This window comes from Undibacterium sp. 14-3-2, assembly GCF_016595265.1.
Classification (GTDB): domain Bacteria; phylum Pseudomonadota; class Gammaproteobacteria; order Burkholderiales; family Burkholderiaceae_D; genus Undibacterium; species Undibacterium aquatile.
This window is the reverse complement of record NZ_JAENGS010000002.1, coordinates 740594-754814: the sequence shown is the minus strand read 5'-3', so window position 1 is coordinate 754814 and position 14221 is coordinate 740594. Positions and strand designations below refer to the sequence as shown.

Here is a 14221-nt window from a genome sequence, read left to right as displayed (position 1 = left end):
GAACAGGACCGTGAAACGACTCTGCGCCAATGATAGTGCTGCAACCAGTGTGAAAGTAGGTTATCGTCAGGCTTGTATTCTGCGAACCCCCCGTTACCCAGCGTAACGGGGGGTTTTGCTTTTGCGCACAGGATCATCATGTTTCGGCGCTGGCTGCTTTATTTCTGATCCCGACGTCTCTTCCCATTAGCACTCCTTATTCAGCCGTCTTCTGCTCTTCGCTCTTACTGACCAGCGGTCACTATGCCGGGTAAAGAAAAAGGAGCCCGCAGGCTCCTTTGTTTGATCTTGAGTGTCACTTCCAGGGGGCTGTCACTCTTCGTTTTATTCCACAGTGTCGCCTCCCTCAGTTCAGGATCAGAAGTGGTAGCCAACTTTAACTGTGGCGACATTCGCTCCCGGATTCGGTTTCTTGATGGCTCCGTTGGAAAAATGCTGAATCTTGAGGCCTGCTTCCCAGCCGTTGCTGAACACGTAGCCTACGCCGATGTGGTCTCCGAACTGGAATGCGGTTGAAAAGGCACGGCCGTTGTTGTTATAGACGTGGGAGAATAAATGCAGACCTATCCCCGCTTCGGCATAAAGCCCTTTTTTATTTTCATTCTGAAAGCGAAAGACTGGGGTGATGCCGACATCAGTAATATTTTGAGTCGCTCCCGATACTCCTTGATAGGCATTATTACGCCATTGAGTCAGCGTAGCATCCCAGTACCCACCTACTTGTGTACCATTCGATTTGAACCAGGCATTGTCCCAGTCCCATTGAGCTCCGCCACGCACAAACTGTGACTTATTGCCACTGGCAAATTCTGCGGAAACTGAATCTACGGCAAATGAACTGGCATGGGCTAGCAGAAGTCCAACTCCGGCCAAGAGGATTTTTTTATTAAAGGTTGTCATACGCTGCTTAAGAAGGTGGAGTAAAAGTTGAAGAATAACATGGCTGGAATTTTCATTCAGCTTCACCGGACGCGAAAAGACGATAATATTTAATCCGTTCAGCTATCGGAAAATATAATGACAAAGAAAATGCGAATAGGATTTTTAGGGATTGGTTTGATGGGACGCCCGATGGCAATTCGTTTGCTCGAGGCAGGTTATGCGCTTACGGTCTGGAACCGCACCAGTTCAAAGGCCGACGCCTTACGACAATACGGTGCGCTCACTGCAGACAGACCAGAGGATGCGGTCAATGCGGGTGACTGGTTTGCCGACGTGCTTATTACTATGCTGGAATCAGGGCCGGTAGTTGAAGATGTCATGCGACAAGTCATGCCCTACCTGAAAGCTGGCAGCATTGTTATCGATATGAGTTCAACCCGCCAATCAGAGGCGAAAGCACTAAACGAGGCATTGTTGAGCAAAGGCATTGCTTTTGCTGATGCTCCGGTTTCCGGCGGTGTGATTGGCGCGCAGGCTGGAACGCTGGCCATCATGGTTGGTGCAACACCTGACACGTATGCGCGGATAGAGGAGATATTAAAGGTCTTCGGTTGCCCGACGCACGTAGGTGCTCCGGGTTGCGGGCAGCTGGCGAAATTGTGTAATCAGCTCATTGTGGGCGGCACAATCAATATCGTTGCGGAGGCATTGTTGCTGGCACAGGCCGGCGGCGCTGATCCCGTCGCTGTACGCCAGGCTTTGCGGGGTGGATTCGCTGAGAGCCGGATTCTGGAAGTACATGGGCAGCGCATGCTGGATCGTAGTTTTATGCCCGGAGGGCAGGTCAAAACACAGACCAAAGATATGGAAAATATTCAGAGGGCGGCGTCAGATGCGGGTCTGAACTTGCCATTGACCAGCCTGGTCACGGATATTTATCGAAGCCTATCTACTCGTTACCCAACAGCAGACCATTCAGCGGCTCTGCTCGAATTAGAAAGATTGAATGCAGGAATTCGCCTCGGCACGGCGCAGGATCAATTGCCTTGATTTTGTTTGCCAGAGCGAACGTCAGGGGCGTACGCCAACGAGCGTGCCGATCAAATGGAAAAAATTTATGGATGCTCACTCACTATTTTTATTCGTGAGCCATCTTTTCAGGAGTCAGAATGAATAGTGAAATAGTACGTGCGGTTTGTCCGCATGATTGCCCGGATACCTGTGCGTTACTGGTGCATGTGGAAGACGGTAAAGCCATTGCGGTAAAAGGAGATCCTGAGCATCCAACGACTGCCGGCGTGCTGTGTACTAAGGTTTCGCGTTATACCGAGCGTACTTATCATGCCGATCGCCTGTTATCTCCGCAGAAGCGAACAGGTAAAAAAGGGGAAGGTAAGTTTGAACGCATCAGTTGGGAAGAAGCGCTGAATATCATCAGCGACAAGCTGAAGACAGTGGCCAGCAGAGATCCGCTGGCGATTTTGCCATACAGCTATGCCGGAACCATGGGTTTGCTGCAGGGTGATGGCATGGCGCAGCGTTTTTTTCATAAGATAGGCGCATCGTTTCTGGATCGCACAATATGCGCTACCGCGGGTGGTGTCGGCTATAAATATACTCTTGGTTCCCGTATCGGTACTGACACTGAGCAGACGCAAAATGCCAGACTGATTCTGATCTGGGGCGGTAATCCGATTGCATCGAATCTGCATTTCTGGATGCGGGTGCAGGAAGCCAAACGCAATGGTGCCAAATTAATTGCGATTGATCCCTATCGTTCGCTGACAGCAGAAAAATGCCATCAGCATATAGCTCTGCTGCCAGGGACTGACGCCGCACTAGCTTTGGGTTTAACGCATGTTCTGATTGCAGAAGATCTGCTTGACCACGACTACATCGCGCAACACACACTCGGTTTCGAGCAGCTCAGCCAACGGGTTGCAGAATGGACACCTGAGCGTGTCGCCGCCACTTGCGGTATTACAGCAGAGGAAGTAATTCAGCTTGCACGCGATTACGGACATTGTGCGCAACGCGGTGAGGCAAGCCTGATACGTATGAACTATGGCGTACAGCGCGTTCATGGCGGCGGTATGGCTGTCCGGAATATTGCCTGCTTACCCGCATTAGTTGGCGCATGGCGACATGCGGCCGGTGGCGTGCAATTATCTTTATCCGATGCATTTCCGAAAAACGTATCATATTTACAGCGGCCAGACCTGTTTCCGCAAGGGCAGCCGCGACGCACGATCAATATGAGTACGATAGGTGACGATTTGTTAAAGCACAGCAGCGCAGAGTTCGGCTCGAAAATTGACGCTATCATTGTTTATAACTCGAACCCCGTCGCGGTCGCACCGCAGTCTTCAAAAGTGGCACAGGGATTCGCCCGCGAAGATTTGTTCACCGTTGTCATTGAGCATTTTCAAACGGATACCGCAGATTATGCCGACATTTTGTTGCCTGCAACGACGCAGCTGGAGCACACCGATGTACACACGACCTACGGTCATCTGTACATGATGGCGAACAATCCAGCGATTGCCCCGTTAGGTGAAGCTAAACCAAACAGCGAAATTTTCCGATTACTGGCGAAGAAAATGGGTTTTGATGATGCGTGTTTTGATGAGTCTGACGATGAGATGGCGAGTCAGGCTTTTCACAAAAATGATGAACGCGCGATCCATTTTGACTGGGCATCGCTGAAGAAGACTGGCTGGCAGAAAGTCAATGTCAAGCCAGCGCCATTTGCCGAGGGTGGTTTTGCGACACCATCCGGCAAGTGTGAGTTTTATAGCGAGAGTATGCGCAAGGATGGTTTCGACCCTTTGCCCACCTATATTCCGCCGTATGAATCCGTCGCGGCGAATCCGCAACTGGGTGCACGTTTTCCTCTGGCTATGATTTCGCCGCCAGCACGCAATTTTCTGAATTCGACGTTTGTGAATGTACAAAGCCTACGCGATACCGAAGGCGTGCCTCATCTGGATATTCATCCTGACGATGCCACTTTCCGGCAGATCAATGACGGAGATCAGGTCAGAATTTTCAATGATCGCGGCAGTTTCGTGGCGGTGGCACGTGTCACGGATAAAGCGCGGCATGGGCTGGTTGTGGGTTTATCTATCTGGTGGAAAAAACTTGCCAGTGACCATAAGAATGCGAATGAAGTCACCAGTCAGCAATTAACGGATATGGGCGGCGGCCCGACTTTTTACGATGTCCTGGTGCAGGTGGAAAAAGCCTGAGGCCGCATAAATCACCACGTTTTACCTGCGCAGTTTGTTCTGCATCAGTAAAATGGCGGGATTTGAGCGCATGTTATTGTGCGTTGCAGCAAGTTAATAGAGGATGCTTTCAGATTAACGCAAAATGCTTGCCTTGCTAACACTTAGCCGATAGCATCCGCTAGGTGATATTGTTACTATTAAAAAGAACGACCATGCTTTAATATTCTGTGCAGTACAGATGATCAACAGAACAACAATCAGAGACAAGGAAATACAGATGGAAACGACGGAAAAATTCTGGCTTAAATCCTACCCGGAAGGCATGCCTGCAGAAATAGACGTGACGCAATATCAGTCACTGGTGCAGTTACTTGAAGAGGCATTTAAGAAATTTTCTGCCCGCAATGCGTACGCTTGCATGGGGAAATATCTGACTTACGGCAAGCTGGATCTGATGTCGCAAAAAGTTGGTGCGTGGTTACAGCAGCAGGGGCTGAAAAAAGGCGCCCGTGTTGCGATCATGATGCCAAACGTTTTGCAGTATCCGGTCGTGATGGCGGCTATTCTGCGTGCCGGTTATGTGGTCGTGAACGTCAATCCGCTGTACACCCCGCGTGAGCTCGAGCATCAGTTAAAAGACTCGGGAGCAGAAGCGATCTTTATCCTTGAGAATTTTGCGACAACGCTGGAACATGTGATTCAGAAAACGCAGGTGAAACACGTTGTGGTCGCCAGTATGGGCGACATGCTCGGCCTTAAAGGTCTGCTGGTGAATTTTGTTGTTCGTAATGTCAAGAAAATGGTGCCAGCTTTTTCTTTGCCGAACGCAAAACGATTCAATCAAGTGTTGTCGGAAGCCGATTCACTGAGCTTAAAAGCAGTCGAGATCCATCGTGATGACGTCGCGTTCCTGCAGTACACCGGTGGCACGACGGGTGTTTCCAAAGGTGCGACACTGCTGCACAGAAATGTGGTTGCGAATGTCTTGCAGAACGACGCCTGGCTGACCCCGAGCATGTCCGGACATAAAGATGATGCGCGCATCATCGTCTGTGCTCTGCCTCTGTATCATATCTTCGCGCTGACGGTCTGCAGTTTGCTGGGCACCCGTATCGGTGCGATGAATCTGCTGATTCCGAATCCACGTGATATTCCCGGCTTCATCAAAGAACTCAAAAACTACAAGGTCAATATTTTCCCTGCAGTGAATACCTTGTATAACGGCTTGTTGAATAATCCTGAATTCGCCAAACTGGATTTCTCCGGTTATGAAATCTGTAGTGGCGGCGGTATGGCAGTGCAGAAAGCTGTGGCCGATAAATGGTTGAAAATCACCGGCTGTGCAATCGCTGAAGGTTATGGTTTGTCTGAAACATCGCCAGTCGCGACTGCCAACTTACCGGATACTAAAGAGTTTTCCGGCACGATCGGTCTGCCGATTCCATCCACAGAAATTGCGATTCTGGATGACGATGGTAATCGTCTGCCGTTGGGACATGCAGGTGAAATCGCGATTCGTGGCCCGCAGGTGATGGCGGGTTACTGGAACATGCCGGAAGAAACCGCAAAAGTGATGACGCCTGATGGCTTCTTCAAAAGCGGTGACGTCGGCATCATGGATTTCCGCGGTTACACCACGATTGTCGATCGTAAGAAAGACATGATTTTGGTGTCTGGCTTCAATGTGTATCCGAATGAAATCGAAGGCGTGGTCGCATTGCATCCAGGCGTGCTTGAATGTGCGTGTATCGGCGTGCCGGATGCGAATTCCGGTGAAGCGGTGAAATTGTTTGTGGTGCGCAAAGATCCTTCATTAACGGTCGATCAGTTAATGGATTATTGCAAAGAGCAATTCACTGCGTACAAGAAACCGAAGTACATAGAATTCCGTCTCGAATTGCCGAAAACGAATGTCGGTAAAATCTTGCGTCGTGAATTACGTGATGAAAAGAAACCGGCTTGATCGTGTGATGGCAGTGGCGCTGACGCGATAATTCATCGGTATTAATTTGCTGAATGAAGGATACTCCCCCCTCTTTTATATAAAAACTGCCTATTGTCGGCATAAAATAAGGGGGGATTTTATATACTGGTGGGAGTATATTTACCGTATCCAGACGGCGTGAAGATGCAAAAAAAGGAAGGCATTGCCTTCCTTTTTTTATTGCCACATCAGGTTCAGATACTCAGTTTCAGATACTGACGAGCCCGGCTTTACCGTCTTCGACCATAAAACTTTTGAGAGTACTGATTCCCGAATCCGCTTTGCTGACATCATCCAATGCGACGAACTGCGTCAGCATTTTGTTGGCGGAGATGTCCAGCAACATGAATCCGCGTTTATCGCTGCGGCCATATTTGATATGCGGATTCTGCGCAACGATCTGATCGGTGCGTTCTTGCGGGCGGGAATTGGAGGTGATCGAGGTGCCGCAAAATTCGGTTGCCAGTACCGGGTTGTCCGGCGAAGATTTTTTCCAGAAATCGCGTTTCAGATTGGCGGCATAAAACGTGTGAACGTCACCGGAAATCACGACAGGATTTGATGGCCGGTGTTTTTCAATATCATCAAACAAACGTTGGCGCGCTGCCGGATAACCATCCCAGCCATCGGTCCAGAATTTTCCTTCACCGTCCACATTCACATTGCTCAGATTGGTTTGCGCCATGAAGGTTTGCTGCGTCAGAATATTCCACTTCGCCTGCGAGCTTGCCAGACCTTGTGCCAGCCATTTTTCCTGTTCCGCACCGAGCAGCGTTAATGCGCTGTCGTTGCGGCTGGTGCACTCAGCCTGCGTGACGACATTGGCACCGCCGCGTCCCGGTTTGGCGCAGATTTGCGGCGAGCGGTATTGACGGTCATCGAGCACGTGAAAACGTGCCAGCCTGCCCCAGTCAAAGCGCTCGTAAATGCGCATGTGGGCAAACTGTGATGGCAGCACAGTCACTTTGTGCAGCCGCACAGGCATATGTTCGTAAAACGCCTGATAGGCAGCAGCGCGGCGCAGAATGAAATTGGCATCCAGACGTTCATCACGCTCGTTGCCGTAGTCATTGCAGACTTCGTGGTCGTCCCAGGTTACCAGCCAGGGTGCCGCATGGTGTGCCGCCTGCAGTTGCGGATCGAATTTGTATTGCGCATAACGGGCGCGATATTCCTCGAGATTGCTGCTTTCAATATCGCGTCGGCGCGGTTTGGCCGGATGCTTCAGGTCGTAAGGACCCCATTCGTAAATGTAATCGCCGAGGAAGGCGACCAGATCGGGATTGGCTTGCGCGATGTGGCGATGTGCCGCATATTCACCGAATTCCCAGTGTTGGCAGGACGCCACGGCCAATTTCAAGGTGCTGAGCGGTGCATCCATCGCCGGTGCGGTCCGTGTGCGGGCGACCGGGCTGATCGCATCGCCATGAATAAATCGATACCAATACCAGCGCCCTGGCAATAAGCCCGTCACATCGACATGCACACTGTGCGCCAGATCCGGCAGCGCGAACACTTCACCTTTGCTGACGATACGCTTAAATCCCTCATCTTCAGCGACTTCCCACAAAACTTTGTAGACCATAGGCGCGAGCGCCTGAGCATTCAAAGGATCAGGCAGTAACCGCGTCCAGATAACAACGCTGTCGTGGCGCGGTGAGCCTGACGCGACGCCCAGCGTGAACGGATAAGCTTTGCTGCGTTCTGCCGCATAACCCGGAAACGCCTGCGACAACGCTGCAAGCGCAGTCAGTTGCAGGCTGCGTTGTAAAAACAGACGACGCGACGGCACTTTATATATCCTTAAGCACCAAACGAAACGGATTCCAGCGGCGGAATCTGGCGTGGTTTTCTGTCTTCACCTGTCGCAACATAAGTTAAGGTTGCCTCGGTCACTTTGACAGTGCTGGCTTGCAGGCGATTACGTTCCGCGTAAACTTCGACTTCTATCGTGATCGAGGTATTGCCTACCTTGACGATCTGCGCGTAAAACGACAATAAATCGCCGACAAACACCGGTTGTTTAAACAGGAAAGAATTCACGGCAATCGTTGCTACCCGGCCGTTGGCGCGGCGGGCAGCCGGAATAGCGCCGGCAATATCGACTTGCGACATGATCCAGCCGCCAAAAACGTCGCCATGCACATTCGCATCCGATGGCATAGGCATGACGCGCAGGGTTGGCATACCTGCCGGAAGAGTGGTTTGGTGATGATCAGTCATCGGGAGTTTCCTTAAAACGTTACAATCAGAGTAAATCCATCTCTCAGATATTTATTCAACGTCGGCCTGGCTGTTCTTTTTAATCTTGCTCAGACCAAAGACGTCAAAATGATAAAAAATGAGATACGGCGTTATATGTGCCTGCACACTGGCAGAGAAAAAGTCATCGGGAATCATGCTCTGAGAAGGGTAAACGATCAGACCGGATGGTGTTGCTCAGAATTCTTTGCGCAAATTGCAGGCATTGCCGACATGATAAACCACTTCAGGAAAAGACTCTTACGATGCGTCGCAGAGAAAATACAGGTAACAGTGCTTCCCACCTACCACCGACTGACCAGCCACGCGGCGATTTCTCGACCATTAAAACTTTGTTGCCCTATCTATGGGCTTACAAATGGCGGGTATTACTGGCGTTGACATTTCTGGTCGGCGCCAAGCTGGCGAATGTCGGCGTTCCCGTGGTACTGAAAAAACTGGTCGATAGCCTGACCGTAACGGCAAGCCATCCGGCGGCGCTGATGGTTTTGCCGGTGAGTCTGCTGATCGGCTATGGCGCCTTGCGCCTATCAACCACTTTGTTCACCGAACTGCGCGAATTCATTTTTGCCAAAGTAACGCAAAGAGCGGTGCGCACGATTGCGTTGCGGGTGTTCCGGCATTTGCATGCATTGTCTTTGCGCTTTCATCTGAATCGCCAGACCGGTGGTGTCACCCGCGACATCGAACGCGGTACCCGTGCCGTCTCGTCGCTGGTGTCGTATGCCTTATTCAGCATCGTGCCGACCTTGCTGGAAATTTCGCTGGTACTGATTTATCTGAGTACGCACTACGACATCTGGTTCAGCGTGATCACTTTCGGCGCACTGGTGACGTATATTATTTTCACGATCACAGTGACAGAATGGCGTACGCATTTCCGCCGCACGATGAACGAGCTGGACTCGAAAGCACATACCAAGGCGATCGATTCTTTGCTGAATTACGAAACGGTGAAGTACTTTGGCAATGAGGAATATGAAGCGCAGCGTTACGATCAGGGATTGAAAAATTTTGAGACGGCAGCAGTCAAATCGCAGAGCAGTTTATCGCTGTTGAACACCGGGCAATCGCTGATTATTGCGAGTGCCATCACGCTGATTTTATGGCGTGCGACGCAGGGCGTAATCGATGGCACGATGAGTCTCGGCGATCTGGTGCTGGTAAATTCATTTATGTTGCAGTTGTATATGCCGCTGAATTTTCTGGGGGTGTTGTACCGTGAAATCAAGCAAAGTCTGGCTGACATTGAAAAACTGTTTTCGCTGCTTGATCAGAATCAGGATATTGCTGATTCCGCTGACGCACAACCGCTGCGGGTCACCACGCAGAATGGCGCAGAGATTCGCTTTGCGCATGTGAATTTCAGTTATGAAAGCAATCGCCAGATTTTGTTTGATGTCGACTTTACGATCCCGGCTGGAACGACGACGGCGGTGGTGGGGCATAGCGGTTCTGGCAAGTCAACGCTGTCGCGGCTGTTGTTCCGTTTTTACGATATTCAGAGTGGCTGCATCAGCATTGCGGGACAAGATTTGCGTGGCGTAACGCAATCATCCGTGCGCGCCGCGATCGGCATCGTGCCACAAGATACGGTGCTGTTTAACGACACGATAGAATACAACATCGCCTATGGCAAACCGGGGGCGACCAAAGATGAAATCATTGCTGTTGCCCGAGCCGCTTATATTCATGAATTTATCGAGACACTGCCCGATGGTTACAACACCATGGTGGGTGAGCGCGGTCTGAAATTATCTGGCGGTGAAAAGCAGCGTGTGGCGATCGCCCGCACTTTATTGAAAAATCCATCGATACTGATTTTCGACGAAGCGACCTCGGCACTGGATTCACGCTCAGAGCAAATGATACAGGCGCAATTAAAAGAAATCGCGCGCAGTCGTACCAGCCTGGTGATCGCGCATCGCTTATCGACCATCGTTGATGCCGGACAGATTCTGGTGATGGACAAAGGCAGGATTATCGAGCGCGGTACGCATCAGGATTTGCTGGCGCAACAGGGCGCCTATGCGCAGATGTGGGAGCGGCAGCAAAGCAGCGGTAATGAGGTCAGTGAAGAGGACGGCAGCACACCATCTGCGCAGTCTCTGTCGGCAGCGGGGGCATAAATGGAAACCAAGTGGTTAGAAGATTTTGTCTCGCTGGCCGAGACCAATAGTTTCAGCCGTTCGGCAGAATTAAGACATGTCACGCAACCGGCTTTTTCACGGCGCATACAATCTCTGGAAGCGTGGCTGGGCAGTGATCTGATCGACCGCACATCTTATCCGACACGTCTTACACACGCCGGTGAAGTGTTTTATGAACAGGCGCTGGCGATGCTGGGACAGATCAATAATGCCCGTGCTTTATTGCGCGGTAAACGCCCGAGCACGCAAACTACGGTCGATTTTGCGGTACCGCACACCTTATCGTTGACTTATGTTCCGCGCTGGCTGACCGGGCTGGAATCTGCGTTTGGCGAAATCAACAGTCGTCTGCTGGCGTTGAATGTGCACGATGCTGTCATGACGCTGGTCGAAGGTGGTTGCGACCTGCTGCTGTGTTATCACCATCCGCGTCAACCCTTGCTGCTGGATGCGAGCCAGTACGACATGATCAGCATGGGTACTGAGGCTTTGCGCGCCTACACCCGGTGCAATAAACAAGGTGTGCCCGAGTTTGAGTTTCCCGGCACCGATAACGCGCCATTACCATTTTTAGCCTATGCAAATAATGCGTATCTGGGACGTATGGTTGATCTGATTCTGAATGATGGCCGTACCCCTTTGCATCTGGAAAAATGCTACGAAACCGATATGGCCGAGGGCTTGAAAATGATGGCGCTGGAAGGGCGTGGCATCGCGTTTTTACCCGAATCCGCCGTAACCCGGGAAGTGAAGCAAAAGTTACTGGCGCGCGCAGACGGCGGCAGCGGGGCATGGGAAGTGAACATGGAGATTCGTTTGTATCGCGAGCGCCCATCGGTACAGCGCCCGGGAAAAATGATCGTGTCACGATTGTGGGAATACCTGGAAGAGTTGCAGAAAAAAGCGGATAAGAAGCAGAAAAAATCAGCCTGATTGATGTCAGTTTTACGGCGCGCCGAATCCCGGTCAAAAAATCTCGCCTGATGGTTATGCGTTTATTGCATAGATTGATGCAAACAAAGCATTGGCTGAATTTTGCCAGAGAAGACTACTATGCATCATCTTTCGGAAGGTGCTGAAAATCGGCATTCCGGAAAAGACAGATAAAATCAGATCAATATATCAGGAGGTCATACCATGTCCAGTCAACACCAGATTCCGTCCTATCTTACCCCGACAGAGACCGGTCCTTGGTCCGTTTACCTTGAGCAAATCGATCGCGTTACCCCTTACCTCGGTCATTTGTCGCGTTGGGTAGAAACGCTGAAACGCCCGAAACGTATCCTGATCGTTGATGTACCTATTGAGCGTGACGATGGCACGATTTCTCATTTTGAAGGCTACCGTGTACAGCACAACACTTCGCGCGGCCCGGGTAAAGGTGGCGTGCGTTTCCACCAGGATGTGACCTTGTCTGAAGTGATGGCCTTGTCGGCCTGGATGACGATCAAGAACTCGGCGGTGAATGTGCCTTACGGTGGCGCCAAAGGCGGTATCCGCGTTGACCCGAAAACTTTATCCCGTGGCGAATTGATGCGGATGACGCGTCGTTATACCTCCGAAATCGGCATCATCATTGGCCCGGATAAAGATATTCCGGCACCAGACGTCAACACGAATGAGCAGACGATGGCTTGGATGATGGATACCTACTCGATGAACGAAGGTCGCACCGCGACTGGCGTTGTGACAGGTAAGCCGATTTCTCTTGGCGGCAGTCTTGGTCGTCGTGAAGCAACCGGACGCGGCGTGTTTGTGGTCGGTAGCGAAGCCGCTGCCAAGCGTGGCCTGAGTGTGCCTGGCGCAAAAATCGCGGTACAGGGTTTCGGTAATGTGGGCGGTATTGCTGCGCGTCTGTTTTCTGAAGCTGGTGCAAAAATCGTTGCGGTTCAGGATCACGGCGGCACGATTTTCCATTCTAACGGTCTGGATGTGAACAAACTTCTGGCACACGTTGCAGAAAAAGGCAGTGTCGCTGGATTCGACGGAGTTGAAGCAGTGCTGCCAAATGAAGAATTCTGGGCGGTGAATTGCGACATCATGATTCCGGCTGCGCTCGAACAGCAGATCACAGCAAAAAATGCGAATCAGATCCGTGCTTCCATCATTCTGGAAGGTGCGAATGGCCCGACAACACCTGAAGCCGATGATATTTTGCGCGACAAAGGCGTGTTGGTTGTACCAGACGTGATCGCCAATGCAGGTGGTGTGACTGTGTCGTATTTTGAATGGGTGCAGGATTTCTCCAGCTATTTCTGGACTGAAGATGAAATTAATCAGCGTCTGACACGCATCATGCGTGAAGCCTTCAGTTCGGTATGGCAGGTGACTGAAGATAAGAAAGTGTCCTTGCGTACAGCCGCCTTCATTATTGGTTGTTCGCGTGTATTGCAGGCACGTGAGGTACGCGGTCTGTATCCATAATCTTCACCCCGGCAAGACGATGCTGCTGATACTGCATCGTTTGCCACCGCCATAAGCTGGCGTTGTTTTTTCTTTCAATACCCATGTTTTTGTATTCTTTATCGGGATGCAGAAACATGGGTATTGTTTTTTTCAACAGCATTTCCGTGATTCTGTTGAAAATAATAAACTTATCCAAATTAAATTCTGCAAACAGATACATATTTAGTTTAAACAGGGAAAGATTTTTCATTACTATCCTGAGCATGATTAAAAGGAGTTTGTATGAAAGCCGTAACCCGCCGGATAAAGTTCTGGACCCTGTGTTGTATCGCCTCGGGCTTTTCTCCCGCAATTATGGCCGACACACTCAGCCACATTAAAGAAACCCAGACGGTGACGATCGCTCACCGTGAGGCATCCTTACCGTTCTCTTATCTCCCGGACTCAAAGTTACCGACAGGGTATGCCGTCGATATCTGCCTCAAATTTGTCGACGCCATCAAGAAAGAACTGAAAGCGCCGAATTTAAAAGTGCATTATTTACTGGTGACACCAAGCAGCCGTATTCCTGCAATTATTGAAGGCAAAGCAGATATGGAATGTGGCTCCACAACGAATAATGCAGAACGTCGTAAGCAAGTCAGTTTCACGATCCCCCATTTCTTTGCATCGACGCGCATGCTGGTGCGTTCTGATGCCGGGATTAAAAACTGGATCGATCTGAAAGATAAAAAAGTCGTGACGACCAAAGGCACGACGACCGTTAAGTTGTTACACGAGAGGGATAAGGCGCGTAGCCTGAATTTGCGTTTGCTGGAAGGGAATGACCATGCGGAATCGTTCAGCATGGTGGAAAAATTCCAGGCCGATGCATTCCCTATGGATGACGTATTACTTTACGGATTCCGCGCCAATAGCAAAGAGCCGGAAAAATTTGCTGTCGTTGGCGACTCTTTATCGACCGAGCCGTATGCCGTCATGTTGCGTAAAGATGATCCTGCTTTCAAAGACTTGCTGGATCGTGAAATGGCACGGATGATGAATGACGGAGAGCTCACAAAGCTCTATGACAAGTGGTTTAAAAAGCCAATTCCGCCTAAAGGTGCTAACCTGAATATGCCTATGGGTGTTTTGTTGCGCGACACTATTCGTTTTCCTAACGATAAAGTGGGCGATTAATTGCTAAAAAGCTTAGACCACCCTACATGCGAGAGCGGATTGTTCACTATTTTTGTGTCGATACGTGTTTCTACTTATTAAAATGTCTGAAAATAAGAAACTGTCATGGAGTGGTTTTGATAAACTTC

11 protein-coding genes are annotated in these 14221 nt (G+C 50.4%); 7 read left to right on the top strand and 4 right to left on the bottom strand.

The genetic code is table 11. From position 1 onward, the window contains the following. Positions 1-357 precede the first annotated feature (357 nt). Positions 358-900 carry an acyloxyacyl hydrolase gene (locus tag Undi14_RS07835; protein WP_200179188.1) on the bottom strand — a complete coding sequence of 181 codons (543 nt, stop codon included), beginning with the start codon at positions 898-900 and terminating at the stop codon, positions 358-360. Positions 901-1017: 117 nt separating this feature from the next. On the opposite strand from Undi14_RS07835, the gene Undi14_RS07830 reads away from it, so the two are divergent. The 3 genes from Undi14_RS07830 to Undi14_RS07820 all read left to right on the top strand — a co-directional run bounded on the left by Undi14_RS07830 (position 1018) and on the right by Undi14_RS07820 (position 6075). Next, positions 1018-1932: an NAD(P)-dependent oxidoreductase gene (locus Undi14_RS07830; RefSeq protein WP_234030469.1), complete on the top strand. Its 915-nt coding sequence runs from the start codon at positions 1018-1020 to the stop codon at positions 1930-1932. A 119-nt stretch (positions 1933-2051) separates the two neighbouring features. Continuing rightward, positions 2052-4130: a molybdopterin-dependent oxidoreductase gene (locus Undi14_RS07825; protein ID WP_200179186.1), complete on the top strand. Its 2079-nt coding sequence runs from the start codon at positions 2052-2054 to the stop codon at positions 4128-4130. A gap of 259 nt (positions 4131-4389) precedes the next feature. After that, positions 4390-6075 (top strand): long-chain-fatty-acid--CoA ligase, encoded by a 1686-nt coding sequence (locus Undi14_RS07820; protein WP_190478882.1) that lies wholly within the window; start codon positions 4390-4392, stop codon positions 6073-6075. Positions 6076-6304: 229 nt separating this feature from the next. On the opposite strand, the gene Undi14_RS07815 is transcribed toward Undi14_RS07820, so the two are convergent. Both Undi14_RS07815 and Undi14_RS07810 read right to left on the bottom strand, forming a co-directional pair. Further along, entirely contained in the window at positions 6305-7888 is a 1584-nt protein-coding gene (locus Undi14_RS07815; protein WP_200179184.1) for an alkaline phosphatase D family protein, read from the bottom strand. 11 nt (positions 7889-7899) lie between these two features. After that, positions 7900-8319, bottom strand: coding sequence for an acyl-CoA thioesterase (locus Undi14_RS07810; RefSeq protein WP_186897121.1), 420 nt, complete (start codon positions 8317-8319; stop codon positions 7900-7902). A gap of 284 nt (positions 8320-8603) precedes the next feature. Between Undi14_RS07810 and Undi14_RS07805 the strand changes: the two genes are divergently transcribed. From Undi14_RS07805 to Undi14_RS07795, 3 genes are all read left to right on the top strand, one after another. Further along, a complete protein-coding gene (locus Undi14_RS07805) occupies positions 8604-10487 on the top strand; it encodes an ABC transporter ATP-binding protein/permease (RefSeq protein ID WP_200179181.1) in 1884 nt (627 codons plus the stop codon). Next, on the top strand, positions 10488-11441 hold the full coding sequence (locus tag Undi14_RS07800) for a LysR family transcriptional regulator (protein WP_200179180.1): 954 nt from the start codon (positions 10488-10490) through the stop codon (positions 11439-11441). It begins immediately after the preceding gene. 204 nt (positions 11442-11645) lie between these two features. Further along, positions 11646-12932, top strand: coding sequence for a Glu/Leu/Phe/Val dehydrogenase (locus tag Undi14_RS07795; protein ID WP_186882752.1), 1287 nt, complete (start codon positions 11646-11648; stop codon positions 12930-12932). Here the strand turns inward: Undi14_RS07795 and Undi14_RS07790 are convergent. Then, positions 12877-13164 (bottom strand): hypothetical protein, encoded by a 288-nt coding sequence (locus tag Undi14_RS07790; RefSeq protein WP_200179178.1) that lies wholly within the window; start codon positions 13162-13164, stop codon positions 12877-12879. The two genes, Undi14_RS07795 and Undi14_RS07790, sit on opposite strands and share 56 nt — an antisense overlap. Before the next feature lie 32 nt (positions 13165-13196). Between Undi14_RS07790 and Undi14_RS07785 the strand changes: the two genes are divergently transcribed. After that, positions 13197-14093, top strand: a complete 897-nt coding sequence (locus Undi14_RS07785) for an amino acid ABC transporter substrate-binding protein (RefSeq protein ID WP_200179176.1) — start codon at positions 13197-13199, stop codon at positions 14091-14093. Positions 14094-14221: the final 128 nt, after the last annotated feature.

Excerpts from the sequence above, each read along its gene's own strand:
- Undi14_RS07825 (WP_200179186.1), top strand. The coding sequence starts at position 2,052 with ATGAATAGTGAAATAGTACGTGCGGTTTGTCCGCATGATTGCCCGGAT.
- Undi14_RS07820 (WP_190478882.1), top strand. The coding sequence starts at position 4,390 with ATGGAAACGACGGAAAAATTCTGGCTTAAATCCTACCCGGAAGGCATG.
- Undi14_RS07810 (WP_186897121.1), bottom strand. The coding sequence starts at position 8,319 with ATGACTGATCATCACCAAACCACTCTTCCGGCAGGTATGCCAACCCTG.
- Undi14_RS07795 (WP_186882752.1), top strand. The coding sequence starts at position 11,646 with ATGTCCAGTCAACACCAGATTCCGTCCTATCTTACCCCGACAGAGACC.
- Undi14_RS07830 (WP_234030469.1), top strand. The coding sequence starts at position 1,018 with ATGACAAAGAAAATGCGAATAGGATTTTTAGGGATTGGTTTGATGGGA.
- Undi14_RS07800 (WP_200179180.1), top strand. The coding sequence starts at position 10,488 with ATGGAAACCAAGTGGTTAGAAGATTTTGTCTCGCTGGCCGAGACCAAT.
- Undi14_RS07785 (WP_200179176.1), top strand. The coding sequence starts at position 13,197 with ATGAAAGCCGTAACCCGCCGGATAAAGTTCTGGACCCTGTGTTGTATC.
- Undi14_RS07790 (WP_200179178.1), bottom strand. The coding sequence starts at position 13,164 with ATGAAAAATCTTTCCCTGTTTAAACTAAATATGTATCTGTTTGCAGAA.
- Undi14_RS07805 (WP_200179181.1), top strand. The coding sequence starts at position 8,604 with ATGCGTCGCAGAGAAAATACAGGTAACAGTGCTTCCCACCTACCACCG.
- Undi14_RS07835 (WP_200179188.1), bottom strand. The coding sequence starts at position 900 with ATGACAACCTTTAATAAAAAAATCCTCTTGGCCGGAGTTGGACTTCTG.